The sequence below is a fragment of the Gallaecimonas mangrovi genome (genome assembly GCF_003367375.1).
In the GTDB taxonomy this organism is placed as follows: domain Bacteria; phylum Pseudomonadota; class Gammaproteobacteria; order Enterobacterales; family Gallaecimonadaceae; genus Gallaecimonas; species Gallaecimonas mangrovi.
Map to the genome: position 1 here is coordinate 3,051,403 of NZ_CP031416.1, position 25,506 is coordinate 3,076,908.

Annotated in this window: 26 protein-coding genes; 10 read left to right on the plus strand and 16 right to left on the minus strand. The window is 50.9% G+C overall.

All coding sequences use genetic code 11. The annotated features are described in order from the left end of the window. Positions 1 to 311: 311 nt before the first annotated feature. Complete coding sequence (locus tag DW350_RS14590; RefSeq protein ID WP_115719635.1) at positions 312 to 1,052, plus strand: hypothetical protein; 741 nt, start codon at positions 312 to 314, stop codon at positions 1,050 to 1,052. Positions 1,053 to 1,473: 421 nt separating this feature from the next. Here the strand turns inward: DW350_RS14590 and msrA are convergent, their stop codons facing one another. The 8 genes from msrA to xerD form a co-directional block, all read right to left on the minus strand. Further along, complete coding sequence (gene msrA / locus DW350_RS14595; RefSeq protein ID WP_115719636.1) at positions 1,474 to 1,983, minus strand: peptide-methionine (S)-S-oxide reductase MsrA; 510 nt, start codon at positions 1,981 to 1,983, stop codon at positions 1,474 to 1,476. Between the two features lie 48 nt (positions 1,984 to 2,031). Continuing rightward, positions 2,032 to 3,213, minus strand: coding sequence for a hypothetical protein (locus DW350_RS14600; RefSeq protein WP_115719637.1), 1,182 nt, complete (start codon positions 3,211 to 3,213; stop codon positions 2,032 to 2,034). Positions 3,214 to 3,339: 126 nt separating this feature from the next. Then, positions 3,340 to 3,633 carry a hypothetical protein gene (locus DW350_RS14605; RefSeq protein ID WP_115719638.1) on the minus strand — a complete coding sequence of 98 codons (294 nt, stop codon included), beginning with the start codon at positions 3,631 to 3,633 and terminating at the stop codon, positions 3,340 to 3,342. Between the two features lie 135 nt (positions 3,634 to 3,768). Further along, positions 3,769 to 5,277 (minus strand): lysine--tRNA ligase, encoded by a 1,509-nt coding sequence (lysS, locus tag DW350_RS14610; RefSeq protein WP_115719639.1) that lies wholly within the window; start codon positions 5,275 to 5,277, stop codon positions 3,769 to 3,771. Between the two features lie 54 nt (positions 5,278 to 5,331). Beyond that, positions 5,332 to 6,430 (minus strand): peptide chain release factor 2 gene (gene prfB, locus DW350_RS14615; protein ID WP_115719640.1). Its coding sequence is split into 2 segments (ribosomal slippage): positions 5,332 to 6,354 and positions 6,356 to 6,430, totalling 1,098 coding nucleotides; the frame shifts between segments, so codons are not numbered across the junction. A gap of 68 nt (positions 6,431 to 6,498) precedes the next feature. After that, positions 6,499 to 8,208, minus strand: a complete 1,710-nt coding sequence (gene recJ / locus DW350_RS14620; RefSeq protein WP_115719641.1) for a single-stranded-DNA-specific exonuclease RecJ — start codon at positions 8,206 to 8,208, stop codon at positions 6,499 to 6,501. Between the two features lie 53 nt (positions 8,209 to 8,261). Continuing rightward, entirely contained in the window at positions 8,262 to 8,969 is a 708-nt protein-coding gene (gene dsbC, locus DW350_RS14625; protein WP_115719642.1) for a bifunctional protein-disulfide isomerase/oxidoreductase DsbC, read from the minus strand. A 72-nt stretch (positions 8,970 to 9,041) separates the two neighbouring features. Beyond that, on the minus strand, positions 9,042 to 9,953 hold the full coding sequence (gene xerD, locus DW350_RS14630; protein WP_115719643.1) for a site-specific tyrosine recombinase XerD: 912 nt from the start codon (positions 9,951 to 9,953) through the stop codon (positions 9,042 to 9,044). Between xerD and fldB the strand changes: the two genes are divergently transcribed. Next, positions 9,952 to 10,476: a flavodoxin FldB gene (fldB, locus tag DW350_RS14635; protein WP_115719644.1), complete on the plus strand. Its 525-nt coding sequence runs from the start codon at positions 9,952 to 9,954 to the stop codon at positions 10,474 to 10,476. The two genes, xerD and fldB, sit on opposite strands and share 2 nt — an antisense overlap. 40 nt (positions 10,477 to 10,516) lie before the next feature. Here fldB and brnQ read toward each other — a convergent pair whose 3' ends face one another. Both brnQ and DW350_RS14645 read right to left on the minus strand, forming a co-directional pair. Then, positions 10,517 to 11,833, minus strand: a complete 1,317-nt coding sequence (brnQ, locus tag DW350_RS14640) for a branched-chain amino acid transport system II carrier protein (RefSeq protein WP_115719645.1) — start codon at positions 11,831 to 11,833, stop codon at positions 10,517 to 10,519. Between the two features lie 84 nt (positions 11,834 to 11,917). Further along, on the minus strand, positions 11,918 to 12,616 hold the full coding sequence (locus DW350_RS14645; protein WP_192954697.1) for a tRNA1(Val) (adenine(37)-N6)-methyltransferase: 699 nt from the start codon (positions 12,614 to 12,616) through the stop codon (positions 11,918 to 11,920). Between the two features lie 84 nt (positions 12,617 to 12,700). Between DW350_RS14645 and srmB the strand changes: the two genes are divergently transcribed. Continuing rightward, positions 12,701 to 14,020, plus strand: a complete 1,320-nt coding sequence (srmB, locus tag DW350_RS14650; protein ID WP_115719646.1) for an ATP-dependent RNA helicase SrmB — start codon at positions 12,701 to 12,703, stop codon at positions 14,018 to 14,020. Between the two features lie 28 nt (positions 14,021 to 14,048). Here the strand turns inward: srmB and DW350_RS14655 are convergent, their stop codons facing one another. Beyond that, positions 14,049 to 14,408 carry a YkgJ family cysteine cluster protein gene (locus DW350_RS14655; RefSeq protein WP_115719647.1) on the minus strand — a complete coding sequence of 120 codons (360 nt, stop codon included), beginning with the start codon at positions 14,406 to 14,408 and terminating at the stop codon, positions 14,049 to 14,051. 250 nt (positions 14,409 to 14,658) lie between these two features. On the opposite strand from DW350_RS14655, the gene DW350_RS14665 reads away from it, so the two are divergent. Beyond that, entirely contained in the window at positions 14,659 to 15,045 is a 387-nt protein-coding gene (locus DW350_RS14665) for a DUF6491 family protein (protein WP_115719649.1), read from the plus strand. A gap of 68 nt (positions 15,046 to 15,113) precedes the next feature. Then, complete coding sequence (locus DW350_RS14670) at positions 15,114 to 15,488, plus strand: DUF6491 family protein (protein WP_115719650.1); 375 nt, start codon at positions 15,114 to 15,116, stop codon at positions 15,486 to 15,488. Positions 15,489 to 15,547: 59 nt separating this feature from the next. On the opposite strand, the gene DW350_RS14675 is transcribed toward DW350_RS14670, so the two are convergent. From DW350_RS14675 to DW350_RS14690, 4 genes are all read right to left on the minus strand, one after another. Beyond that, positions 15,548 to 16,351, minus strand: a complete 804-nt coding sequence (locus DW350_RS14675; RefSeq protein WP_152032990.1) for a hypothetical protein — start codon at positions 16,349 to 16,351, stop codon at positions 15,548 to 15,550. A gap of 4 nt (positions 16,352 to 16,355) precedes the next feature. Beyond that, entirely contained in the window at positions 16,356 to 17,609 is a 1,254-nt protein-coding gene (locus DW350_RS14680) for a hypothetical protein (RefSeq protein ID WP_115719652.1), read from the minus strand. Positions 17,610 to 17,775: 166 nt separating this feature from the next. Next, the gene (gene yaaA, locus DW350_RS14685) at positions 17,776 to 18,549 is read right to left on the minus strand and encodes a peroxide stress protein YaaA (protein ID WP_115719653.1); all 774 of its coding nucleotides are present in this window, start codon (positions 18,547 to 18,549) and stop codon (positions 17,776 to 17,778) included. Between the two features lie 87 nt (positions 18,550 to 18,636). Next, complete coding sequence (locus DW350_RS14690) at positions 18,637 to 20,058, minus strand: alanine/glycine:cation symporter family protein (protein ID WP_336407007.1); 1,422 nt, start codon at positions 20,056 to 20,058, stop codon at positions 18,637 to 18,639. Between the two features lie 231 nt (positions 20,059 to 20,289). Between DW350_RS14690 and rdgC the strand changes: the two genes are divergently transcribed. Further along, on the plus strand, positions 20,290 to 21,204 hold the full coding sequence (gene rdgC / locus DW350_RS14695; protein WP_115719655.1) for a recombination-associated protein RdgC: 915 nt from the start codon (positions 20,290 to 20,292) through the stop codon (positions 21,202 to 21,204). Positions 21,205 to 21,232: 28 nt separating this feature from the next. Here the strand turns inward: rdgC and DW350_RS14700 are convergent, their stop codons facing one another. Beyond that, complete coding sequence (locus DW350_RS14700; protein ID WP_192954698.1) at positions 21,233 to 22,087, minus strand: HDOD domain-containing protein; 855 nt, start codon at positions 22,085 to 22,087, stop codon at positions 21,233 to 21,235. A 116-nt stretch (positions 22,088 to 22,203) separates the two neighbouring features. Here DW350_RS14700 and trhP point away from each other — a divergent pair, with 116 nt between their 5' ends. The 4 genes from trhP (at position 22,204) to DW350_RS14720 (ending at position 25,433) form a co-directional block, all read left to right on the plus strand. Continuing rightward, positions 22,204 to 23,475 (plus strand): prephenate-dependent tRNA uridine(34) hydroxylase TrhP, encoded by a 1,272-nt coding sequence (gene trhP, locus DW350_RS14705; RefSeq protein ID WP_115719657.1) that lies wholly within the window; start codon positions 22,204 to 22,206, stop codon positions 23,473 to 23,475. Then, on the plus strand, positions 23,476 to 23,715 hold the full coding sequence (locus DW350_RS14710) for a YfhL family 4Fe-4S dicluster ferredoxin (protein WP_115719658.1): 240 nt from the start codon (positions 23,476 to 23,478) through the stop codon (positions 23,713 to 23,715). It abuts the gene before it with no gap. A gap of 130 nt (positions 23,716 to 23,845) precedes the next feature. Continuing rightward, positions 23,846 to 24,790 carry an aq_1923 C-terminal domain gene (locus DW350_RS14715; RefSeq protein WP_115719659.1) on the plus strand — a complete coding sequence of 315 codons (945 nt, stop codon included), beginning with the start codon at positions 23,846 to 23,848 and terminating at the stop codon, positions 24,788 to 24,790. Between the two features lie 82 nt (positions 24,791 to 24,872). After that, positions 24,873 to 25,433 carry a lipid-binding SYLF domain-containing protein gene (locus DW350_RS14720; protein WP_226911327.1) on the plus strand — a complete coding sequence of 187 codons (561 nt, stop codon included), beginning with the start codon at positions 24,873 to 24,875 and terminating at the stop codon, positions 25,431 to 25,433. The last annotated feature ends 73 nt before the right edge of the window (positions 25,434 to 25,506 follow it).

The following is a 25,506-nucleotide window of genomic DNA, read 5'->3' on the forward strand; positions in this document are numbered from 1 at the left end:
GGCGTGGTAAGGCGCTGCACTTAACGGGCAATAAGAACAGTGTTAGCGGCAGACATTACTTTACGCGTTTTATCCAATGTGATGATAACGAGCATATAGCTCGCATAAAAATGAGACCGCTCAGTTTTACCGAGCCAAAGAAACTCTATGAGTAGACAATCAACATGAATATCAGTTTGTTAGCGAAATAAATAACAACTGTTCTGATGAGTTAAAGCGAGCGAGCTCGCTAATAAAACTGTTAGTAAGATAATCCACCTCTTCAGGAAGTTTGTAGTCTGCGGAACAAAAAATCAAAATGGAGTTTTAAAATGAAAAAGTTAATATTAATAATTGTAGTAACCTTAATTTCTTATAGTTCTCAAGCGGCAGAGCTGATCAAAGATAAGTCCTATAGAGCAAGAACAAACTTAGTAGTATCAGATGGAAAAAATAATGGGTTAAAGGTAGGAGCTCAATCCAAATTTGTTATTCTTGATAATGATGACAAAGATAAATACGCTATAAAATTTATGAATATTTATCAATACGGTGAAATATTACCTCCCCAAAAGAGAACACTTAAAGTAACCACTGAATATAAGAATTCAGATGTTATTAAAGGTGATATTTATTATCTAAGTAAAGATGAAGTAAATGGTGTTCCTGTCGAAAATAGAGTCCAACAAAGCTTTGGTGGACTTGTTAGTGGGCCATTAATTGTGCCTTTTAAATATCGATTAGATGATAAAAGCATTGGAGGTGATGCTACTGTAGGGTATTACGCTGGCTGGGGTATTGAAACCAACTTTTTTAATTTAAGTGACACTTATGTAACTTTTACGCCATTTCTATCTGCCGGATTAACTCAAGTTTCGGTTTTATCAGAGGCTGAAGATGGAACTACTAAAACAGATTCAAAATCAGGATTTTCATGGGCTACTGGAATTTTGATAAAAAACTGGGATAGCGTAAATATAGGTATTGTTTATGGCCAAGATAGAATTGGAGATCAAGACTGGCAACATGAAGGTGAAGGTTGGTTTAGTATTTCTATCGGCTGGGAAATGTAAATCTTGCTAACAATCCAATCAACAAGGACTTGGACTTCACCCGCTTTATCGGACACCCACACACTCTACATCTACATAATTTACCCTAACGAAGCCAACGCTCTTGGGGCCCCTTTAAGTGGAGCGCCGAACTGGCGGGAGTGGGAGCTGACTTGAGGCATGGATGCCGAAAGAGCGGAAGACGCGCCGGGAGCGCGTGTGGAGAGGTCAGCGGCAAACGACTAGAAGGTCGGACAGCGCGTAACGCCGGGTGGCCTTCTTTGGTTACTTTCTTGGCCAAGCAAGAAAGTAACTCGCCCGCCGGGCAAGTCCCGGCTTTATAAAACATCTTGAAAACCGTATCGCTCACGTCACCAATGCTTACCCCAAAAAGAAAAAGCCCCTCAATGGGGCTTTTTCTTTCCTATACGGCGCCAACCACTCACTGACCCCTTTTCGGCAACACCCAATCAGGTCGAATAAAATGGCAGGTATAGCCATTAGGCAGACGTTCCAAATAGTCCTGATGCTCGGGTTCAGCTTCCCAAAAGTCACCGGCAGGGGCCAGTTCGGTAACGACCTTACCGGGCCAAAGGCCTGAGGCATCCACGTCGGCAATGGTGTCTTCGGCAACGGCTTTTTGCGCCTCATCAACATAGAAAATGGCCGAACGGTAGCTGGTGCCGATGTCATTACCCTGACGGTTTGTCGTGCTGGGGTCATGAATTTGGAAGAAAAATTCCAAAATTTTGCGATAGCTAATGACCGCCGGGTCAAAAATGATTTCAATGGCTTCGGCATGGCTGCCGTGGTTACGATAAGTGGCGTTAGGCACATCACCGCCGCTATAACCCACCCGTGTCGAAATAACACCGGGGTAGCGGCGAATTAAATCCTGCATGCCCCAGAAACAACCGCCTGCCAGAATGGCTTTCTCGGTTGGTGCAGTCATAAAACCCTCCAATTCAGGGTACTTTTCATCTGCCCTACTCTATCAGCTTTAACGCTGCTGCCGACAATACGTCCAGTTAGACACATTCTGGCAGGTGTAGATATTCACGCTATTGGGGCGCTGAATAACCGGGTTTGGCAGCGACATCTTACTGACACTTTGCTGCGCTTTAAGGGCCATGTTTTGGCTAACCTGATTCAGGTTGTTCATGGCGTTAGACCAGGCCTGATATTGCTGCTGTTGCTGTATTTGCGCCACCATCTGTTGTTGGCGTATTTGCGCTTGCCGCTCTAACCGAGCCTTAGCAACAAATTGCGCGGTTTTTCGAAACTCGTCACTAAAGGCAGCATAAGGATTGGTGGCGCAAAACTCAGCAAGTTCACGCTCATGGCTTTTACAGAGTTTGGCACTGGCCAGCTGATATTGGGCAAAGCCCTCAGCGAAGTCATTTTCACTGATCGGCAAATACTGCTCGGCTTGCTGCGCCTCTTTTGTAATGTAAGGCACAATGGCATGGGCATCTTTGGCTTGGCCATTCTCCATGGCGACCACGCTGCCGTTACGCAGCTTTTGCGCTAAAAAGACGGGCTTACCGCCAGCAAGTACCATAAACCCCATAGCAGTATTTAGCGTGGTATCGTGACTCACTTCCCCAACAAAGGTGGTGCCATTTGCATAGCGGTGCAACAACCGCTGTGTGCCAAGCAATGCATTTACCTGACCTTCGTAAACTGCATTTTTTTCTTTGTCGACAAAAAGATAACCGTCATAGAGGCTATAAAAGCCATTGGCGTCCAAGCTTAATTCCATTTGCCGCCCGGAACGGTAAAGAGGAGCTTCCCGGCCAACAAAAAGCAGGTGATGTTCGGTGTCATAGTGCCAATACGTTATTGATTTACCCGGGGCACTGTAAGCTTCCAGATCGTAACTGTGGTACTGGCCGATAACGAGCTCTGTCACCCCCAGGCCACTGGCATAGCCTTTTTTACACTGCCCAAACCATTTGGCATGGTTGACCTTAGCCGACAGGCCAGTCACCACAACCCGACATGGCTGTTTATGGTTTTCGGCCTGCAAATATTCAGCCTTGTTTAGTGCCGGTGCTGGCGTTAGCGGCTGGCTTTTTAGCTGGTTAAAGTCGTTGGTGAGTTTTTGAGCATTGACTTCGGGTAGGGTTTGGCTGCAAGCACTGAGCAGCGTGACAACGGCAAAGGCCAAAAACCTTCTCACAATCCATGTCCTTTTGAACAATATGGCAAATTAAAAACAATAAAAACCTATTTGCCTATGTTATCGAATTTCTGCTGTTGATGTGAGTGCTTATCAGCCATTTAGCCTCGTCATTGGCGCACAACATTAGGGTGTTGAATCATCGCCGTCTGAACGGCTGTGGGGCTCTGCAGCAATATCCTTGCGAAAAAGGTCATCCAGAGGGTCGCCCTTTTCGAGGGCACGGTTGTATCGGCGGCGTGCTCTTATATATCGGGGATAGGCTAAGGCTTTTTTGAAAAGCTGACGCAGGGACTCAACCATCAAAACGATGGGCAGCGCCACCAGTAACACGATTTTTTCTGCAAAGCTGTATTTGCGTGAAAACCACCACAAAACCCAAGCAACAGGGAAAATGATGAGGTAGAAAAACCAAACCATAGCCAATCTCCTTTAACGGCGCGGCGTCTACCCCTTGGCTTTGGGCTAGCGCGAACGACAGCATACCTTGGCCGTAGCGTTTCATGGCAATAAAAAAGCCCCTTTCGGGGCTTTTTTATTATTAAAAGCAATCGCTTACTTGTGGCGCATATGCGGGAACAGCAATACGTCACGGATAGAGGCGCTGTCGGTAAGCAGCATTACCAGGCGGTCGATGCCGATACCTTGGCCAGCCGTTGGCGGCATGCCGTGTTCAAGGGCGGTAACGTAGTCGGCATCATAAAACATGGCTTCTTCATCACCGGCGTCTTTGGCTTCAACCTGTGAACGGAAACGCTCAGCCTGGTCTTCTGCGTCGTTAAGCTCGCTAAAACCGTTCGCCAATTCGCGGCCACCAACGAAAAACTCGAAGCGGTCGGTGATGAAGGGGTCTTCATCGTTACGGCGGGCCAGTGGGCTCACTTCTGCCGGGTAAGCGGTAATGAAGGTGGGCTGGATAAGGTTGGCTTCCGCGACTTCTTCAAAGATGTAGGTTTGCAGTTTGCCCAGGCCGTCGGTTTTGCTGATTTTCATGCCCAGAGACTCGGCAATGGCTTTAGCCTTATCAAAGTCTTTTAGGTCGTCAGCAGTAATGTCCGGGCGGAACTTCATGATGGCTTCGGGCATCGTCAGGCGCTCAAACGGCTTGGCAAAGTCGTAATCAACACCTTGGCTATGAAAGGCCGTTGTGCTCAGCACCTCTTGGGTAACGGTGCGCAGCATCTGCTCGGTGAAATCCATCAGGTCGTGGTAGTCCGCGTATGCCCAGTAGAACTCCATCATGGTGAATTCTGGGTTGTGGCGGGTAGAAAGCCCTTCATTACGGAAGTTACGGTTCACTTCGAAGACTTTCTCAAAGCCGCCCACCACCAAACGCTTGAGGTAAAGCTCAGGGGCGATACGCAAGAACAGTTCCATATCCAGCGCATTGTGGTGGGTCATAAACGGTTTGGCCGAGGCGCCACCAGGAATGGTGTGCATCATCGGTGTTTCCACTTCCAAGAAATCGTGGCTGGTCATAAAGCTACGAATAGCGTTGACGATTTTGGAGCGGTTAACGAAGGTTTGGCGAGACTCTTCGTTGGCAATCAAGTCCAGGTAACGCTGGCGATAGCGGGTTTCCATATCGGCCAGGCCATGGAATTTATCTGGCAGCGGGCGCAGCGCTTTGGTCAGCAGCTCAATACCTTCAACGTGCACAGACAGCTCGCCGGTGTTGGTTTTAAAAAGAAAACCTTCAACGCCAACGATGTCGCCCAGGTCCCACTTTTTGAATTCTTCGTTGTAGAAGCCTTCGGGCAGGTTGTCGCGGGCCACGTAGATTTGAATTTTGCCGCTACCGTCCTGAATGGTGGCAAAGCTTGCCTTACCCATGATGCGGCGGGTCATGATCCGGCCTGCAACCTTAACCCGTACCGGCTCGGCTTCAGCCAGCGCTTCCTTGGTGGCTTCACCATACTTGGCCTGCAGGTCAGCGGCGTTGCTGTCCTTTCGAAAGCCGTTCGGGAAGGCCACGCCTTTGGCGCGCAGTGCATCAAGCTTTTCTTTACGCACTTTAAGCTGTTCGTTGAGGTCGACTTCCGGGGTTTGGTTTTGTTCGGTCATGACATTTAAACCACTGAGTAAGGGATAGGGGCGCGGTGCGCCCCGCTCTGAAAATTACAAACCGGCCTTAAGGCTGGCTTCGATAAAACGGTCCAGGTCGCCGTCAAGCACCGCTTGGGTGTTGCGGGTTTCCACGCCGGTGCGCAAGTCTTTAATGCGCGAGTCGTCCAGCACGTAGGAGCGAATTTGGCTGCCCCAACCGATATCTGACTTGGACTCTTCCAGCTTTTGCTGTTCCGCCATGCGCTTTTGCATTTCCAGCTCATAAAGCTTGGCCTTGAGCTGTTTCATGGCGTAGTCCTTGTTTTGGTGCTGTGACCGGCCTTGCTGACAGGCTACCACTGTATTGGTAGGCAAGTGGGTAATACGCACCGCAGATTCGGTTTTGTTAACGTGCTGACCACCGGCACCGGACGAGCGGTATACGTCGATACGCAGGTCTGCCGGGTTGATCTCGATATCCACGTTGTCGTCCACTTCCGGCGACAAAAACACGGAGGAAAACGAGGTATGGCGACGGCCACCGGAGTCAAAGGGTGACTTACGTACCAGGCGGTGCACGCCAATTTCGGTGCGCAGCCAACCAAAGGCGTAGTCGCCTTGAATGTGCACCGTTGCCGATTTAATACCGGCCACTTCCCCTTCCGACAGTTCCACAATGTCGGCCTTAAAGCCGTGGGACTCGGCCCAGCGCAAGTACATGCGCAGCATCATGTTGGCCCAGTCTTGGGCTTCGGTACCGCCAGAGCCGGCCTGGATATCCATGTAAGCGTTACTGGCATCCATTTCGCCGGAGAACATGCGGCGAAACTCCAGGGCTTCAAGCTTTTTGGCCAGCTCGTCGAGTTCGGGCTGAATTTCGTTGAAGGTGTCTTCGTCTTCGGCTTCAACCGCCAGCTCCAAAAGACCCATTACGTCTTCCAGGCCTCGGTTCATGGTGTCGATGGTTTCAACCACCATTTCCAGCGCGGCACGCTCTTTACCCAGCGCTTGGGCTTTTTCCGGCTCGTTCCAAACATCGGGTTGTTCGAGCTCGGCATTAACCTCTTCTAGACGCTCTTTCTTGGCGTCATAGTCAAAGGTACCCCCTAAGAACCTCTGTCCGCTCAGACAGGTCCTGTACTTGGGTTTTAATTGCATTGGTTTCAAACATGGGCGTTGTGTCTCTGTGTCAGCCGCCGAAAAAGAGGCAGAATTTTAGCCTATTTCTACCCCAAGTTCCTAGGCCGGCTCGATATGATCCACCAGTAATTGTACCGACTGGCGGCCTTTATATTCGTTTATGTCCAGTTTGTAGGCAGCGTGGGCCCATTCAATGGCCGGATTGGGCCAGGTATCGAGATCGGCATTAAAGTGAATGGCATCAATCAGCGGTTCGCGGCCGCCGGGACTGAGCACCAGTTTTAGGTGCTTTTGGCCAACAATGCGTTGGCTCACCACTTTAAAGTGGCCATCAAATACCGGTTCACCAAAGGCCTGGCCCCAAGGGCCGCCGTCACGCAGTAGCTGCGCGGTTGCCAAGGTAAATTCGTTAGGCAGCAACTCGCCGTCACTTAAAATTTCGCCGGTTAGCATGTGCGGCTCAAGGGCCGTTTCGGCCGCCGCCACAAAAGCGGCATTAAAGCGGGCGAAATCGTCAGGGCGAATCGATAAACCTGCCGCCATGGCATGGCCGCCAAACTTGAGAATAAGCCCAGGGTTTTGGGTATCAATAACATCCAACAAATCACGAAGATGCAGGCCGGGAATGGAGCGGCCAGAGCCTTTAAGTTCGGTGTCGCTGGCCGGTGCAAAAGCAAATACCGGCCGGTAAAAGCGCTCTTTGATACGTGAGGCCAGAATGCCTATCACCCCTTGGTGCCAATCTTCACGGTAAAGGGCAATACCGGCCGGGGCTTGAGCAATGTCGATTTTGGCAAGCTCGGCTAAAGCTTCTTGCTGCATTGAGCTTTCAATTTCCCGGCGTTCACGGTTCAGGCTATCGAGCTGGGCGGCAATAAGCCTGGCTTGGTGATAGTCATCGGTTACCAACAGGCTTACCCCCAGCGACATATCATCCAGCCGGCCGGCGGCATTAATGCGCGGCCCCAAGAAAAACCCTAAGTCGCTGGCCGCCAAACGCCGGGGCTCGCGCCCTGCCACTTCGCAGAGCGCCAAAATACCGGGCCGGCAATGCTTGGCACGAATACGGTTTAAGCCCTGGTGCACCAAAATGCGGTTGTTACCGTCAAGGGGCACCACGTCAGCAACAGTGCCAAGGGCAACAATGTCTAAAAGCTCAGCAAGGTTCGGCTCGGGGCGGCTGTCAAAATAACCGTCGCTGCGCAGCTTGGCCCTTAGCGCCAGCATCAGATAAAACGCCACCCCAACCCCAGCCAAAGCCTTTGACGGAAAGGCGCAGCCTTCCAAATTGGGGTTTACCATGGCGTCGGCGGCAGGCAACTGGTCACCGGGTAAATGGTGGTCGGTAACCAGCACTTCAAGGCCTGCCGCTTTGGCCGCCGCCACCCCGGCAATGGATGACACGCCGTTATCAACGGTAATGATCATCTCGGCGCCGCGTGCCACCGCTACTTCAACAATTTCCGGCGAAAGGCCATAACCGTACTCAAAGCGGTTAGGCACCAGAAAATCCACCTGCTGGGCCCCCAGCATGCGTAGCGCCAGGATACACAGCGCCGAGCTGGTGGCGCCGTCGGCGTCAAAGTCGCCAACAATCAACAGCCGCTTTTGCGCCTTTAGGGCGCGGCTTAACAGCGCCACCGCTTGGTCCATGCCTTTAAGCGCCTGGTAAGGCGCCAAGCCTTTGGCACTTTTTTCCAGTTCACAAAATTCAGTGACACCGCGGCTTAAATAGATGCGTTTTAACAGCGCCGGCAGTGGCCAGTCGGGTAAGTCGGTAACGTGAGGGCGTCGGGTGATCTTGGGCATGGACAAAAAAGGCGGCTTTCGCCGCCGTTATTAAATGCTGTAATGGCTCCAGTCTAATGACTTTCCAGAGCGCTTGCCAGACGCTCGGGCGGCAGATAGCCGTTTATCATGGTGCCGTCATCCAAAATAAGCGCTGGCGTGCCCGACACATTAAAAGAACGCCCCAGCTGGTAGTGCTGCGCCACCGGATCATTAATGCAGCTGGCCTTGGGCAGGTTTTTACGGTGCTTGGCTAAATTCATCGCTTGTTGTTGGTCTTTGGCGCACCACACCGCTTCGAGCTCGGCGGCGGCCGCCGATTGCAAACCGCCCCTTGGGAACGCCAAATAACGAATGGTGATCCCTAAATCGTTGTATTGCTGCATATGGGCATGCAGGCGCTGGCAATAGCCGCAGTCGGTGTCGGTAAAGACGGTAACCACGTGTTTTTGCTCAGGGGCTTTAAAGACAATCATGGAGGCTTCATAAGGTTTTAACGCCGCAAGGCGCACCTTGCCAAGCTGCTGGTCAGTCAGGCTTTGCGGCTCATCCCCTTTGAGGCTGTAAAGACTGCCAGAGAACAGATATTGGCCATCTGCTGAGGCATAAAGAATATTGTTACTGGCCACCACTTCGTAAAGCCCCGGTACCGGCGACGGTTGAATGCTGTCGACCGTTACCCCAAGTTTGGCTTCTAACCGGGTTTTAATATCGGCCTCTGAGCCTTGTGCCAAAAGGCTAACTAGCGCCAGCGCTGCAAGGCCCATTTTTACCCTGTGCATGCTCTTTTCCTTCGCAATTAAGACGGCAAAGCCTAAAGCGTAGAAACAGCAAAGCACTTTAACAACATTCTGTTAACCGCGAGGGTGATGCTGGCCGTGGAACTGCTTTAACCGTTCCCGGGCAACATGGGTATAAATTTGGGTGGTGGATAAATCGCTATGGCCCAGCAGCATTTGCACCACCCGTAAATCGGCGCCGTGGTTCACCAAATGGGTGGCAAAGGCATGACGCACCGTATGCGGGGAAAGGTCACTTTTAAGCCCGGCTTCCAAGGCATAGCGCTTGATGCGGTGCCAAAACGTTTGCCGGGTCATCTGCTGGCCACGCTGGGAGGGAAACAACACATCGCCGTCGCTAATTAAGGCCGGGCGGCCATATTTGAGGTATTGGTCCAGCCAATACAGCGCTTCTTCCCCCATGGGCACAATGCGCTCTTTATCGCCCTTACCGATAACCCGCACCAAGCCTTGGCGCAAGTTAACGCAGTCGCGGGTAAGGCCGGTTAGCTCGCTAATACGTAGCCCGGCGGCATATAACAGCTCCAGCATCGCTTTGTCGCGAAGGCCAAGGGGCTCTTCAATATTGGGGGCGTTAAGTAATACATCCACATCGGCTTCCGACAAGGTTTTCGGCAATGGCCTGGTTAGCCGTGGCCGCAATAGCGGCGCTGTGGGGTCGTCAACGCGGGTCTTTTCCATCAGTAAATAGCCGTAATAACGCTTGGCGGCGGTTAGCAGCCTGGCGGTAGAAGAGGCTTTGTAATGTTGCTGGTGGCGCCAGTCTAAAAAGTCACGAAGATCGTCGCTGCTTAACAGCTTAAAATCACGCCGCTGCCCTTGGGCCCACTGGGCCAGGGCTTTTAAATCGCGGCCATAGCTTTCAATGGTGCGTTCGGATAAGCGCTCAACCAGCAGCAGATGATCGAGAAAAGGCTGATATTCTGCTAAGCTGCCGCCACCGCTTTTGTTGTCTGAATTAGTCATGCGAATTGGCCTTTTTTACGGCTCCACCAACTGCCATACCGAAATAGTCGCAGAAAAGATCCGCGACGTCATCGGCGAGGAGCTGGTGGAACTCAATAACCTTCGTGATGTACCCGTGGCTTTAATGGCCGACTACGATTTGTTGATTTTGGGCATTCCCACCTGGGACTTTGGCCAGCTGCAAGAAGACTGGGAAGAACAGTGGGACGCCCTCGACAGCGCCGAACTGGGCGGTAAGGTTGTGGCCCTATATGGCATGGGCGATCAGCTCGGCTACGGCGAATGGTTCTTGGATGCCATGGGCATGCTAAAAGACAAACTGGCCAGCCATGAGGTGCAGTTTATTGGGGCCTGGCCTAACCAGGGCTACGATTTTGACGCATCAAAGGCGTTAAATGCCGAAGGCGACAGCTTTGTTGGCCTGGCCTTGGATGACGATAACCAGTGGAAACTCACCGACGAGAGAATACAAAGCTGGTGCGTACAAATTCTGGAGCAATACGCCACCTTAATTAGTGGCTAAACCGCACCAACAAAAACCCCGGCAGATGCCGGGGTTTTTATTATTCCAAGACTTCTTCACGTACCTGCTCGGCCCTTTTTAGCATCGCCATCAATAGCAGCGCCAGCAGCGCCGGGGTAAGCCAGCCAAGGCCCGCGTCAAACAGTGGCAGATGTGCCAGCCACGCCTCTGGCACCGGTATCTTGGCCGCTTTTAAACCATCAAACAGCGCAAAAAAGGCGGTAACGCCCAGCACCAACTGCTGGCCCCAGCGCTTTTCGCCAACAAGGCCAGCAAAGAGCCGCAATGCCACCAGGGCAATGGCCACCGGATAGATAAACATCAGCACCGGTACCGAAATGGCGATCAGTTGGTTAAGGCCAACGTTGGCTACCAGCGCAGAGCCTATACACACCAGCAGTGCCACCAGCTTCATGTTAAAGCCGAAGGTTTCATTAAAGTATTCGGCGCAAGAGCTGGTTAAACCGACTGCGGTGGTTAAGCAGGCAAGGCCCACAACCACGGCCAGCAAATAAAGGCCGGCCGGGCCAAATAGCGCTTCAATGGCGGGAATAAGCACCTCATCACCGCCTTTAGGGTTAGTCACCAAATGCCCGGAGGTTGCCCCAACAAAAAACAGCGTAATGTAAACCAGCGCCAAACCTACCGCCGCAATGGTGCCCGCCATGCACAAGTAGCGAAACTGCAGCTGGCGGTCTTCGATACCTTTGGCTTTAAGGGCATTGACAATAACCAGGCCAAAGAGCAGCGCGCCCAAGGTGTCCATGGTCATGTAGCCTTTTAAAAAGCCTTTGGCAAAAGGTGCCTGGTGCCAGGCAGCATTAGAGGTGCCAATAGCGCCAATAGGGTGACAAATCAGCATCACGGCAACGGCGGCCAGCAGCAATAGCAGCAGCGGCGTAATGAACTTACCCACCACGCTTAATAACTTGCCGGGGCGAATAGCCAAATAAAAGGTCAAGGCAAAAAAGCCAAGGCTAAATAGCGCCTGAGTTAACCAGTCTGGCCCATTCAAAAATGGCGTTAACCCTAGCTGATAAGCCACCAAACCTGCACGTGGCGTGGCAAAAAGCGGCCCTAGGATCAGATACACCGCCACACAAAGCGCCATCGACAGCGCTTTTGGGAGACTTTTTGACAGGGTTTCAAGACCGCCGCCGGCCATGGCTACCGCGACAATGGTAACCAGCGGCAAACCGACCGCCGTCATCAAAAAGCCGACGATCGCAGGAAAAAGATCGCTGGCGGCGTCAAGCCCGGTTAAAGGGGGAAAAATAATGTTGCCAGCGCCTAAAAAGAAGGCAAATGTCATAAAGCCCAGCGCCAGAATATCAGCGCCTTTTAGCCCTTTGGTCACGCAAAACCCCTACAGCCCGAACAGAGTCAAAAATTTAAAGGCCAAAAGGGGTATCACGTTTCGTGTAAGTGCCTCAAGCATTGTTTAAAAGTTAAGGTAAAAATCCTTACCTAGTGCACGAAATGCTGGCGTCCACTGGCCGTGTTGGTCGCGCAAGGTAAGCGAGGTGTGCAATTCGGCACCACTGTTACGGCCCCACTGCAGCAGCACTCTTACCGGTTCAGCTTTACCTGCTACCGAGGTAACAGCGCAGCTGCGTTGCAATTGGTAACCAAGGCTTGCCATCGGCTCGGCCCAATAGTGCTGATATTGCCAAGGCAGCACCATTGCCACTTCCTTGGCACCTAATCGCGCGCAGTGCTGGGCTAACTGACTCGGAGGTAGCGAGGCCACATGGCGGGCTTGGTCGCGACGGGCCTTGGGTGAGCGCACATCGGGCACAAAAAACGGTGGGTTAGCCACCACCAGTGAATAAGGCGCGGCATCAAAATTGGCAATGTCTTGTTGGTGCACCACAATTTGCCCAGCGAAGGGACTGGCGGCAACGTTGTCTTTGGCTTGTGTTGCTGCTGGCGCATCTAGCTCGACGGCATCAAATGTCAGCGAAGGGCCGCGCTGGGCAAGCATTAGCGACACCAGGCCAGTACCGGCACCAATATCCAGCACCTTGCCTGTATTCGGTAATGTTGCCCAAAGCCCTAACAGCACCCCATCGGTGCCCACTTTCATGGCGCAATGGTCATGGCCAACAAAAAATTGTTTGAACTGGAAACCTTTACTCATAGCTGCGAGATTGTACCCCAGTGCGACTTTGCCTAAAATCAGCGCCCCTTTGTCTGTATTGCAGGCCAACCTGAGGAATACCCCATGGCTTTTGAACATCTGGAACTGGACCCGGCACTCCTTGAAGCCGTTAATGAACTGGGCTTTAAGACACCGACTGCCATCCAAAGCCAGGCCATTCCGGCAGCCATGGATGGTCATGATCTGTTGGCCATGAGCCCGACCGGCACCGGCAAAACGGCGGCCTTTTTGCTGCCCGTGCTGCAACACCTGCTCGATTATCCAAAAAAGCGTAAAGAGCCGCCACGGGTATTGGTGTTAACCCCTACCCGCGAACTGGCCTTGCAAGTGGAAGCCGACGCCAAGGCACTGGCCGCGCACACCCATATTGGTATTGGCTCGGTGATTGGCGGTGTGGATTACAAGGTGCACGGTAAGGCCCTAGCCGGTGAAATTGACCTGGTGGTTGCCACCCCTGGCCGCCTGGTGGAATACATCGAAAAAGAGCTTTTTGACTGTATTGCCGTTGAAATGCTGGTGCTGGACGAAGCTGACCGCATGCTGGAAATGGGCTTTCAAAAAGACATGGAACGCATTTTGGAAAAATGCGAGCAGCGCCGCCAAACCTTGCTGTTCTCTGCCACCCTTGAAGGCCAAAATCTGGAGCAATTCGCTGACAAGGCACTGACCGACCCGGTGGAGCTAAGTGCAGACCCTTCCCGGCGTGAACGCAAAAAAATCCACCAGTGGGCTTATTACTGCGACGACAAAAACCACAAGTTTAAGCTGCTGCTGGCGCACCTTCGTCACCCGGAAGCCGAAAAGGTGCTGGTATTTGTTAAAACCCGCGAAAAACTGGCAGAACTGCGTGACCAACTGGCCGGTGAAAAACTGCCTTGTGTTTGGCTGCAAGGGGAAATGCCACAAGACAAACGCAACCACGCCGTAGCCCGCTTTAAAAGTGGCCAGGTAAGGGTGCTGCTGGCCACCGATGTCGCCGCCCGCGGTCTGCATATCGACGACATCAGCCATGTCATTAACTACGACATGCCCCGCACCGCCGATATTTATGTGCATCGCATTGGCCGCACCGGCCGCGCGGGTGCCAAAGGTACCGCCATTAACTTGGTGGAAGCGCACGATTTGTCGATGCTGCGCCGGGTAGAACGTTACCAAAGTGACCCTATCAAGGTGCGCGTGGTAGACGAACTGCGGCCTAAATCGAAATTTAAAGAGCCTGTGAAAAAGAAAAAAGATAAAAGCCTGAAACCCAGCGCCAAAAAGGCCTTGGCCAAGAAAAAAGCCAAAAAGGACGCCAAGCAAGGCGAGCGCAAAAAAATTCGCCACCGCGACCTGAAAAATAAAGGCGCACCCAAACGCAGCAACAGCGAACAGGAAGACTAAAAAAAGGCAGCCAAGGCTGCCTTTTTTATTAGGCGGCCGGGGCAATAATGATAATGGGCAACGGCGCTAAGCCGTGGAAAGCGCGGGCTTTATCACAGTCCGGGTTATGAATACCCAGGTAGCCTGAGTACTCGAATTCCCGGCACGGACTAGGCCGCTTTTCATACATAGTACAAGCTGTTGCCTTACCAATATCCCCGCTTAGGGACACACAGCGGCAGCCTTTACGGCTTTCGGTGCCTTTCATGCAACTCATAAAGTCATTGACCTTGGCGGTCAAGTCATCCGGCACTAAACCGCCCCCCAGCTCCGATTCTGCCCAATAAAAAGACACGCGGAAATAGGCGCAGCAAGCACCACAGGTCACGCACGGATTCACTACAGTCATTGCAGCTCAAGCTCCGTACCTTTACAGGTAACTAATTGATAATGTTAGATACAACAGAAACATGGCCGGTTGGCCAGCGCGCCTTGGAGGACCCGAGTTCGCAGCTCCCCTATGCTGCGCCGATATCCGCGTTTTCACAAGAGGATGGCCGCTACCTATTTCGGGTAAAGATTGAGGAAGTCACAGCACCAGACCAACTTGCCGCCGCCATCGGCGTCTAACAACACGGTTATCATCAATGGAGCAGCCCATGAACAACCTAACCAAGCTTTTAGTCATAACCGGTGCCCTGTTGCTAGGTGCTTGTGCCAGCCACCCGGAGCAAAAAAAAGTGCCCTGGGAAAACTATGCCGCAAAAAAGTCCGTTGATGTTTTTAACCCCGATTTCAGTAACTTTCGGATTATTAGCAACAACCAAGTGGTTATTTGGGAGTCGCCCCGCAACGCCTATTTGGTATCGGTACTAGGCCCCTGCTTTTTCGACGACACCGCGCCAGTGCTGGGCTTTACCACCAAGATGGGCGACATGGTCAGCGCCGCGACCGATTCCATCCTTTACCTGCACCAGCGCTGTCCCATTCAACGTATCCAGAAACTGGATCTGAAAAAGCTCAAAACAGACGGTTACCTAAAATAAGCAATAAAGATGGCAAAGATTAGCTAAGCTGTTGAATACTATAAGTCTCACAAGGACGAGGAATTCACATGCACAAATGGCTATTACTGCCAGTACTGCTGCTAAACGCCTGCACGACGATGCAAGACGACAGGCCACCGGTTAACTGGCAGCGCTTTACTACCGGTGAGGTGAAGGTACTAAGGGCCTTTAGCCTTAGCCGCTTTGAAGTGGTTGGTGACAAAGAAGTGGTGGTATGGGACGGAGTCTCGAAAGCGTACCTGATGCGCACCATGCAAAGCTGTTTTATTGATAAAAGCTTATCAAGTTTGGCTTTTTCTGGCGGCATGTCATCCATTCAAGTACGGGTGGACGCCATACTCTACGGCAACCAGCGCTGCCAGATTGAAAGAATACAGAGCCTCAATGTTGCCAATATGCGCCAAGAGCACCTAGCTAACTAATGAAGTCCCAGCAATGGGGCTTTTTTATTGCAAGGCGCAATGAACAGCCGTTGACATGCTTACGGGTTTAGCAAGCCAGACGAAGTATCGTTAACCGTTAATGCGTCATGAAAGTCCACAGTGACGGTATCCATGATGCGCTGTTCTAGTTTATGGCGTTTTTTTAAAATTTCATCTTTTAATTCTGCACTATCATGTATATATGTGAAGAAAAAGTCGAGTATATTTTTTTCATCAAGACGCAAACAATAATGACTGGTAGGAAATTTCATTTCTTTCTTTAAAAAGAAATAAGTCCAGTCATTATTAATCCCCTTGAAATTTTTAAAATCATCAGCTTGGGGCACCGTCATCAATATATTATCTAAATACTCAGATAATGCATCCGAGTAATCAACTCTTTCACCATAACGTCTACGATAATAATCTAAAGCCATTGTCCGTTGCGAACGATTAAACCCGCAAGCACCTTGACTTTCTTCATTTTCATAATAGTCATCGTATTCCCAAGTTAGATATGCACGCATAGATTCATCATCTGGAATCGTTTTACCATCTTTAAGCTTCCTAACTCGAACAAACAATGACACAGAACCAGCAGCATTATTGTACAAAATATTACTAGAATAACTCCACCGCCATTTATTAACAGGAATAAAAATAGCAGGGCCAAATGAGTCGATGTATTCCTTTATGAAAACCTTGTCATTAATATAAATATTGGAAGGCATTTCTTTATCAAGATCGATATGAGTTTTAGGTACACGAAACGTTAAATTCGTTCCTGAAAGAGAATATGAGTAATCATCCATAACCTTGAAACTAGGACCACCTATTAAACCGAAAATACGATGCCTCAACATGTTACTATTTGCCCCCCTGGCTATTGATAAATTTCTTCACAGCTTTAGCTTTGCGATTAGCACCTAAAAAAAGGAGCTGTTTATAATAAGACTCAATACCAAGAAAAGGCAATGTATGGGGGCTAGTGCCGGGTCCTCCTAGCATGACTGACAAGATAAACTTCAAACTGCTTTTACCACCGGCATTTCCCGCCTTATTAGGAACAATATCAAAGGGATTATTTCGCATAGCAATAAGCTCAATACCTGCCGCCGCCATGGTGTGTTTAAATAAAGCAATGTCGGCACCGCTACCATGCAGCACCACTTTATTTTTATCAAGAGGTGTGCCTTTGGTTACCATATGTAACTGCACAGCTCTTAAAAAGATAATGGCACCTTGACTATGTACCGTCCACTTTTTAACCTTGCCAGCCAGTTGGCACTGCTGCAAAACGGCTGCAAGATGGGCAGCATTATTAGACGGCTGTCTTTGTTGATTTCTATCCCAAAGACATTCTGCAATATCTTGACAGAAACGTTCTGTTGGATTGTGAAAAAGCGTATATTTTTTAAAATCATCTAGTGGATAAGCGACTTCAATATGCGTACCCATAAGCCAGCTGGCTTTAAGTAAATCATTCTGCATACCATTAACAGCCACATGATCAGTTTCAGCATTGGAAACTGCTTTCCCAACGATCCATGAGGTTTCAACATTATCAATAAATTCATTGAATTTTTTTCTATTTACTTTTCTATCTTTATTCGTTCCAGAAATTAAGTTATTCATTTCCTCATCAAAACGTCCCGACACGGAACTGTCTTTACTTTGTTCTATTTCATACATCATATTTCGTTCTTTAACAGCAGAGCTTCTAACTCCAAATAGTTCACTGTCAAAGAAGATATCATCAACTATAATTTTCCCACCCGGTTCTTCAGTGTAATTAATAAGATAGTGGTATTGACCAAAAGGATAGCGTGACTTAATTAACCTAAGGGCAGGGTTATTCCAGTGCTTACACACATCTAAAGGAAGAGGGTTATAGGTAAGATATAATATTTCGTCTTGAACTTTGCTACGGTCAAACTCGTTAAGAGAGGCCAGCATGGTTGCGGCTTGGCCAGTTAAAACAACTTTCTGCGCCAGGCGCTGCTCTTTTTCGCTGTTGCTACTTTGCTTGATTTCTTTCCAGGCCTTTTTAGCGTCAAACCAAGAATGTCGGGTATGAGCGCGCTCGTACGCCTCTTGCGGATTAGTGATCTGGTAGCTCATTGTTGCTTCCTTTCATCCTTGAATAGAAGAAATAGGAAGCCTAATAACCAGCTCTTTGCACCGGCTGCTGGTTGATAAAACACTGGCTTCCTTGCCAAGGCTAAACGTAGCGTTCCACTAGGGAGTTAACAAAGGCATATCAATGTTGAGTGTTTTTTGCACTGCTTTATTGTTCATGACGAAGGAAGACCCAGGTATCCCCCTTGGATTGCTCCTGGCTAAAGAAGTAGCCATCGTAGTCGAATGCCTTTAGCTGTTCGGCCTTTTCAACGCCCTTATCGGCGGCAAAACGCACCATCATGCCCCGGGCTTTTTTGGCGTAGAAGCTGATAATTTTAAATTGGCCGTTTTTCTCGTCTTTAAACACTGGGGTGATCAAGCGGCCATTCACGTCCTTGGCTTTTACTGACTTGAAGTACTCGTTAGAGGCCAAATTCACCAACTCATCGTTGCCGCTTGCTGCCAGTGCATCATTCACCTTACCGGTAATGATATCGCCCCAGAACTGGTACAAATCTTTACCGCGGGGGTTATCAAGGCGAGTGCCCATTTCCAGCCGGTACGGTTGCATCAGGTCAAGCGGCTTTAACAGGCCATAGAGGCCCGAGAGAATGCGCAGGTGCTTTTGCACATAACCAAAGCCGTTATCGTCGAGGCTCTTGGCATCAAGGCCGGTATAGACATCGCCGGTAAAGGCCAGCAGCGCCTGCTTGGCGTTGTCAGGCGTAAAAGGTGTTTGCCAATCGGCAAAGCGGGCTGCGTTAAGGCCGGCCAGTTTATCGGAGATACTCATCAGGCTGGATAACTGAGCAGGCGACAACTTGCGGCAAACCTCTATCAGCTCTGCCGATTGGTCCAAGAGTTCAGGCTGGGTGAAGTGGTCGGTAACAGGCGGGGTTTCAAAATCTAACGATTTGGCCGGGGAAACCAGCATCAACATGAGCAAGACTCCTTAAATCAACTGTTTGCCACTGTAACAAAAAAGCGGCCACTCAGGGCCGCTTATCTGTCGATTACACTGTTCGCTTCACTTGCCAGACTGTTCCCAAACCCCGGGCACCAATTTACGCTTGAGGTCAGGAAATTTGCGCACATCAAAAAACGGCATTTTGCCCACGGCGCGCTGCTGGTTGTAATCTCTGGCCACCTTAAAGGCGATATTAGACAGCAGCAAGATGGCGATGAGGTTAACAATGGCCATTAATGCCATCGCCAGGTTCGCCAGGTTCCAAACAATTTGCAGTTTTGCCACAGCGCCAAACATCACCATACAAAGCCCTAAAACCCGATAAACACGGATGGCCCAGTCGGATTCTTTCAAGAAATTAACGTTAATTTCGGCGTAGTAGAAATTAGCCATGATGGAAGTGAAGGCAAAAAAGAACAGCGCAATGGCAATAAAGCCGTTACCCCAACTGCCCACCTGCGAGCTAAGGGCCAATTGGGTGAGGGTAACCCCTTCCATGCCGTTACTGATATCCACCCCAGACAACAAAATAATGGAGGCTGTCGCGGTACAGATAACCAGGGTATCAACGAATACCCCCAGCATTTGTACATAACCTTGTGATGCCGGGTGTGGCGGCGTTGGCGCCGCCGTCGCGGCCGCATTAGGTGCAGAACCCATGCCAGCTTCGTTGGAAAAAAGACCGCGCTGAATGCCTTCCATCATCGCTTTGGCAATGCCGTAACCCACGGCGCCGGCGCCCGCTTGCTGAACACCAAAGGCCGACTTCACGATGTAGGCAAAAATGGCTGGCAGCTCGCTTAGGTGCATGCCCACCACCACCAGGGCAACCGCTAAATAACCCAATGCCATAAAAGGCACCACCACTTCGGCAACACTGGCAATCACTTTCAGACCGCCAAAGACCACCAGAGCGGTAATGGCCACCACAGCAATACCGGTTGCCCAGCGCGGCACATTAAAGGCCGATTCCACCGCTTCGGATATGGAGTTTGATTGCACCGCACAGAACACCAAGCCAAAAGCGAGGATCAGCAGTAACGAAAACAAAATCCCCATCCAACGGGCTTTCAAACCAAACTGCATGTAATAGGCAGGGCCGCCGCGGAAATTACCGTGCTGGTCTTTGGTTTTAAAAACCTGGGCCAGGGTGCTTTCCACAAAGCTGGTGCTCATGCCGATAAAGGCAATCAGCCACATCCAGAAAATGGCGCCAGGGCCACCGGCGGTCAGGGCCACAGCGACACCTGCCAAGTTACCGGTGCCTACCCGGGCCGCCAGCGACGTACAAAGTGCTTGGAAGGAAGAGACACCATTGCTGTCACCCTGGCGGGAGTTTTTCAGCACCGAGAACATATGCCCGAAGTGGCGGATCTGAATAAATTTAAGCCTGAAGGTGAAATAGAAGCCGGCACCTATCAGCAGGTATATCAATACCGAGCCCCAGAGCAGTCCATTGAGCCAGTCCACCGCGGCACTGATATGTGAAAAGAGCAGTGCCCATATATCTTGGTTTTCTTTCATGACTGTTGTACTTGTTGGGAAAACACAGCATCCCGGGCTTAGTCACCGAGACAAAGAGCGGGAGTCTAGCACTGTCGGCCGAATGGCCCAAACCGTAAAAGCGTGACTGACACGACATTTAGAAACCCTTTCACCGTCCCTGCCCCTTTTCATATACTCTTGCCCTTCACCCGCGTTAAAGGACCCGCCATGTGGTTTAAGAACCTGATGTTGTACCGCCTGACCAAGCCGCTTGGGCTGGTGGGTGACACCTTTACCCAGCAACTAGATGCCAACCGCTTCACCCCTTGTGGCAGCCAAGACATCGCCCGCTATGGCTTTGTAAACCCGGTAACCCGCCGCGAAGAAGGCGAACTGGCCCATTGGGGCGATGGCTGTTGGCTGCTTTGTATTCGCCAGGAAGAAAAGCTGCTACCGGGCGGCGTTATCAAAGAATTGCTGGACGAGAAAGTCGCTGACATCCAACAAGCGCAAGGCCGGCCGGTTGGCCGCAAAGAAAAGCAGGCCATGAAAGAGGAGATAGTGACCGATCTGTTGCCTCGCGCCTTTGTGAAAAGCCGCTTTACCTACGCCTACATTAGCGAGCGTCACAACTTGGTGGTAGTTGATTCCAGCTCAGCAGCGCGTGCCGAGGAAGTGTTAGGGCTGCTGAGAAAATCCATCGGTTCCTTACCGGTAACACCACTTGCTACCGCCACGCCGGTTGGCGTTACCCTTACCGACTGGCTAAAAACGCAGGCGCCCAAGCCTTTTGAAGTGGAAGACGAAGCCGAGTTTAAATCGCTCTTGGAAGAAGGCGGCGTGATCCGTACCAAGAAGCAAGCGCTCAATGATGACGAGATTTCCACCATTTTGGACAACCAGCGCATGGTGTCTAAGCTCGCCATCAACTACCCAGACAACCTGTCTTTCATGCTCGATGAAAACCTCGGCATCAAGCGCCTGAAGCTTGCCGATATTCTGCGTGAAGAAAACGACGACATCGACAGTACCGACAAGGCCGCCCGCCTTGATGCTGACTTTGTACTAATGACCCGTACCTTCCACCAGTTTATTCCCGAACTACTGGCGGCCCTTGGCGGCGAGGCCGACCAACTGGCCTAGTAAAAAACGCGGCTTAAAGCCGCGTTTTTTATAATTCAAAAGCCTCTTTAAGCTCTGCCAGCGGCTCGGTAAAGACCGCATCTTCAAAGTAATCCTTATGAGGAATCAGGCCTTTGGCGACCGCTTCTTCGGTCATGGCGTCAATGTCTAAGTCAAAGCGCTGTAACAAGCCGCAGCTTAGGGCCCCCAGCCGTACAAAAGTGGCGTAATCGGGTTCATCCACCTGATAACTATCGTCTTTCCAGTGGCGCACCACTTTTAGCAAGTCATCGTTAAAGCCCCATGAGCGTAAAATGTTCAGGCCCAAAGGCTGGCTTAAGCGATGCAACACCTTCTTTAACAGATACGGACTGGTAATCGCCTCCGGCATGCTTTCAGCTTCAGCCAGAATAGGCAGCACACCGATGTTGTGAATAAGGCCGGCAAGCTGGGCGCCATCATTGGTCAGCTGCCTGGGATTAGGGCCGCCAGAATCAACGTAAGCCTTGAGCAACAAGCAGGCGGCACTGGACACCGACACACTTTCTTCCCACTCGGTCATCATCACATCTTCAATGATGGGGTGTGAGCATATAAAGAGTTGCTGCATGGCAGCGGCCGTAACCAAAGAGCGAATTTGCCGAGTGCCAATACGTGCCAAGGCGCCCTGAATCGAGTCAACGGCCGCCGCACGGCGAAACTGCGCGGTGTTGGCAATACGGATAACCCGTGTGGCCAAGGCCGGGTCCTGGCGGATAATATCGGCCAACTCCTCCATGGCAAAGTCGTCTTTTTCAGTCGCCCCGCGCACCTGCAACGCCACTTCCGGTAGCGTTGGCAGCACCAGCGAATCGTTCTTGATCTTGGTGATCAAGGATGCAAGCAAGTCGTTTTCATTGGCCATGGTTTGCGCCATTCATCGTTATAGGGTGCCTATTCACTATATCTTAAGGCAGATCAAATTCACTTTAGCAAAGCGGCGCTATGCTCCCGGCCCTTTAGTGTAGTGATTATCTGACGATGCAAGCACCCGAACTTCTTTGCCCCGCTGGCAGCCTTAAACACCTTGAATATGCCTTTGCTTACGGCGCTGACGCCGTTTATGCCGGGCTGCCCCGCTATTCGCTTCGGGTACGTAACAACAGCTTTAACGCCAGTAATATTAAAGAAGGCATCGACCGCGCCCATGCTTTGGGCAAAAAGTTTTATCTGGTGGCCAACATCCAGGCCCATAACAGCAAAGTAGACACCTTTATTCGCGACATCACGCCCTTGGTGGCAATGGCGCCAGACGCCCTTATCATGTCGGACCCTGGGCTCATTATGCTGGTACGGGACGCTTTTCCCGACATTGCTATTCATTTGTCGGTGCAGGCCAATGCAATTAACTTTGCCACCGTTGAGTTTTGGGCAAAGCTGGGGATTGAGCGGGTCATTTTGTCGCGGGAATTATCGCTAGAAGAAATTGCCGTTATCCGTCAGCGCTGCCCCGACACCGAGTTAGAAGTCTTTGTGCATGGCGCTTTGTGTATGGCCTTTTCTGGCCGCTGCCTGCTTTCAGGCTACATCAACAAGCGCGACCCAAACCAAGGCGCCTGCACCAACGCTTGCCGCTGGCAATACAGTGCCAATGCCGCCAGTGAAGATGCCTTGGGTGATGTGGTTAAAACTGAGCCGCAAATCATGGTGGTAACCGACGTTACCCGCCCAGACGATGACATGCCAGCCGAAGAAGACGAACACGGCAGCTATATCTTTAATTCCAAAGATTTAAGAGCAGTCGAGCATGTTCCGGCGCTGGCGCAAATGGGCGTTCATTCACTGAAAATCGAGGGCCGTACCAAAAGCATTTATTACGTGGCCCGTACTGCGCAGATTTACCGACGCGCCATTGACGATGCTATTGCTGGCAAACCCTTTGACGAGCAATACCTTACCGAACTCGAACACTTAGCCAACCGCGGCTACACCGAAGGCTTCTTGCGCCGCCATGGCCCTGCCAGCTTGCAAAACTACCAAACCGGCAAGCCATCCTCTGCACATCAGTTTGTGGGTGAAGTCACCGACAGCGCCGAAGGCCTGCTTAGCGTGGCGGTGAAAAACCGTTTTTGTGTCGGCGACGACTTGCTTTTGGTAACCCCCCAAGGCAACCATGCTTTTACCTTGGAAACGCTGTTGGATAAAAAAGGCCAAGCCATTGCTGTTGCCCCTGGCGACGGCCATTTGGTGCAGATACCGGTGCCAAGCCAATGGAACGGCCACTTTGGTCTCATTGTGAGAATGGGAGCCTAAATGGCACTGATGATCGATGCTGATTGCATCAACTGCGACATGTGTGAGCCAGAATGCCCCAACAAAGCCATTGCCATGGGCCCGGCCATTTATGAAATTGATGAAAGTCGCTGCACCGAATGCGTTGGCCACTACCAGGAACCCCAGTGCGTGAAAGCCTGCCCTATCGATTGCATCGCCCAGGGAAAAATTGAAACGCAAAGCACCTTGTTAGCGCGTTTTTCCTCTCTCTGGCCATAATTCTGGGGCCTTGTGGCGGTATTTTGCTCAGCTGATGAATAGCAAAGGTTAAGGAAGTTAAAGCTGCTTTACAGGCTTTAACCTCCCCCCTATGATGGGCCGCCGTCCTGACTAGAGAAAAGGAATTCACATGAACAAGTTTGCCAAAGGCGCCATTGCCATTGTGGTAATCGCTGCTGCCGGTGTAGTGGGTACTAACTGGTACCTGGGCAAGAAAATGGAAACGGCAATTGCCAAACAACAGCAAAAGTTGGCCAAAGAAGGCCTGAGCTTTAGCTATGACGACGCTTCGGTCAACGTACTGAGCCACAGCTGGACCGTAAAAGGCATTCACTTTGCCGACAAAGAACAAGGTGAGCTTTTTACCATTAAGGCCTTTACCTCTGACAACTACGACTTAAATTCCCTGCCGGCCCATAGCGTTACAGAAGTCACCGGCCTGCAATTTAGCCCGGCCGCCCTTGCCAACGCCCCCGCTGACCTCAAAGACAAATTGTCGAAGGTAAGCGTGCATGCGCGCATAGAAAGTAACTACAACAGCGATAAAGGCACGGTGAGCTCCAACACCTTGGTTGATGATAAAACCTTAGGGGAATTGGAGCTGAACTTTAACGTCAGTGGTGCCAAGCCATTAATGGAATGGGCACAGGCCTATAGCAAGAAAGTCGATACCGACCCGCAGCAGCTGCAACTGGCTCAGCAGCAACTGGCGCTGGAAGTCGTACCGAAGTTACAGGACCTTGTTATCAACAACATCAGCCTGCGTCTTAAAGACAGTGGCCTGATAGACATGTACTACCAACTCAATGCCATGAAAACCGGCCGAGACAAGGCGACAATGGTGAAGTTTTTGCAGCCACAAATTACCATGAACCCGATACTGACCGACAAACAGCGTCAGTCCTTGCAAGCCTTTATTCAAGGCGGTAACGAGCTGACACTAAAATTGGCGCCTACCGAGAAAATGACGGTGGGTCAAATCATGAAAGCCAGCTTCCAGCATCGTTTCCACTCTAACCTCGAGTTGTTGCACTTTCTTGGTGTAACCCTGAACGGAAACGGCTTCGCAAGCTAACCAAAGGCGCCTGATGGCGCCTTTTTTGGTCCTGGTTCATCACGGCTTCCTATATTCATAAAGACTGAAAAGGAGGAGTTTGATGAAAATCCGTGACCTTTCCCTCGCCGCTGGCCTGGTAGCCCTGCTCGCAGGCTGCACTACCACCGGTAATACCCCAGCCGAAAAACGCCAGGCCGTGCTCAGCATGCAGCAGCAAACGCTAGCCAGGCTCTATAAGAAATACCCCAACGCCAAAACACAAATTGCCAATGCCTACGGCTATGGGGTGTTCGACCTTGCCAACCAAAACCTAATTTTGCTTTCCACCTCTGGCGGCTATGGCGTGCTGACCGATAAAACCGGGCACCACACCTATATGCGCATGGGCGGTGGCGGTATCGGCGTAGGGCTTGGCATTAAAGACTACAGCGAAGTGATTATCTTCAAACATAAAGCCGATTTCGATCGCTTTCGCGACCACGGCTGGGACGCCTCTGCCCAGGCAGAAGCTACCGCCAAAGCCAATGATAACGGCGGTGAAGCGGCAGCCAACCAGTCGGTCGATTTAGATGTGCGCACCTATCAGCTCACCGAATCCGGTATCGCCTTGCAAGCTACCATTGGTGCCGCCAAATACTGGCGCTGGGATGAATTAAACTAAGGAGCCTTTTGGCTCCTTAATGAAACATTTTGTTTCTGGCTGATATTTGCGAAGGAAAATAAGCAATGAATAA

Excerpts from the sequence above, each read along its gene's own strand:
- DW350_RS14590 (WP_115719635.1), top strand. The coding sequence starts at position 312 with ATGAAAAAGTTAATATTAATAATTGTAGTAACCTTAATTTCTTATAGT.
- msrA (WP_115719636.1), bottom strand. The coding sequence starts at position 1,983 with ATGACTGCACCAACCGAGAAAGCCATTCTGGCAGGCGGTTGTTTCTGG.
- DW350_RS14605 (WP_115719638.1), bottom strand. The coding sequence starts at position 3,633 with ATGGTTTGGTTTTTCTACCTCATCATTTTCCCTGTTGCTTGGGTTTTG.
- lysS (WP_115719639.1), bottom strand. The coding sequence starts at position 5,277 with ATGACCGAACAAAACCAAACCCCGGAAGTCGACCTCAACGAACAGCTT.
- recJ (WP_115719641.1), bottom strand. The coding sequence starts at position 8,208 with ATGCCCAAGATCACCCGACGCCCTCACGTTACCGACTTACCCGACTGG.
- dsbC (WP_115719642.1), bottom strand. The coding sequence starts at position 8,969 with ATGCACAGGGTAAAAATGGGCCTTGCAGCGCTGGCGCTAGTTAGCCTT.
- fldB (WP_115719644.1), top strand. The coding sequence starts at position 9,952 with ATGCGAATTGGCCTTTTTTACGGCTCCACCAACTGCCATACCGAAATA.
- xerD (WP_115719643.1), bottom strand. The coding sequence starts at position 9,953 with ATGACTAATTCAGACAACAAAAGCGGTGGCGGCAGCTTAGCAGAATAT.
- DW350_RS14645 (WP_192954697.1), bottom strand. The coding sequence starts at position 12,616 with ATGAGTAAAGGTTTCCAGTTCAAACAATTTTTTGTTGGCCATGACCAT.
- srmB (WP_115719646.1), top strand. The coding sequence starts at position 12,701 with ATGGCTTTTGAACATCTGGAACTGGACCCGGCACTCCTTGAAGCCGTT.
- DW350_RS14655 (WP_115719647.1), bottom strand. The coding sequence starts at position 14,408 with ATGACTGTAGTGAATCCGTGCGTGACCTGTGGTGCTTGCTGCGCCTAT.
- DW350_RS14665 (WP_115719649.1), top strand. The coding sequence starts at position 14,659 with ATGAACAACCTAACCAAGCTTTTAGTCATAACCGGTGCCCTGTTGCTA.
- DW350_RS14670 (WP_115719650.1), top strand. The coding sequence starts at position 15,114 with ATGCACAAATGGCTATTACTGCCAGTACTGCTGCTAAACGCCTGCACG.
- DW350_RS14675 (WP_152032990.1), bottom strand. The coding sequence starts at position 16,351 with ATGTTGAGGCATCGTATTTTCGGTTTAATAGGTGGTCCTAGTTTCAAG.
- DW350_RS14680 (WP_115719652.1), bottom strand. The coding sequence starts at position 17,609 with ATGAGCTACCAGATCACTAATCCGCAAGAGGCGTACGAGCGCGCTCAT.
- yaaA (WP_115719653.1), bottom strand. The coding sequence starts at position 18,549 with ATGTTGATGCTGGTTTCCCCGGCCAAATCGTTAGATTTTGAAACCCCG.
- rdgC (WP_115719655.1), top strand. The coding sequence starts at position 20,290 with ATGTGGTTTAAGAACCTGATGTTGTACCGCCTGACCAAGCCGCTTGGG.
- DW350_RS14700 (WP_192954698.1), bottom strand. The coding sequence starts at position 22,087 with ATGGCCAATGAAAACGACTTGCTTGCATCCTTGATCACCAAGATCAAG.
- trhP (WP_115719657.1), top strand. The coding sequence starts at position 22,204 with ATGCAAGCACCCGAACTTCTTTGCCCCGCTGGCAGCCTTAAACACCTT.
- DW350_RS14710 (WP_115719658.1), top strand. The coding sequence starts at position 23,476 with ATGGCACTGATGATCGATGCTGATTGCATCAACTGCGACATGTGTGAG.
- DW350_RS14715 (WP_115719659.1), top strand. The coding sequence starts at position 23,846 with ATGAACAAGTTTGCCAAAGGCGCCATTGCCATTGTGGTAATCGCTGCT.
- DW350_RS14720 (WP_226911327.1), top strand. The coding sequence starts at position 24,873 with ATGAAAATCCGTGACCTTTCCCTCGCCGCTGGCCTGGTAGCCCTGCTC.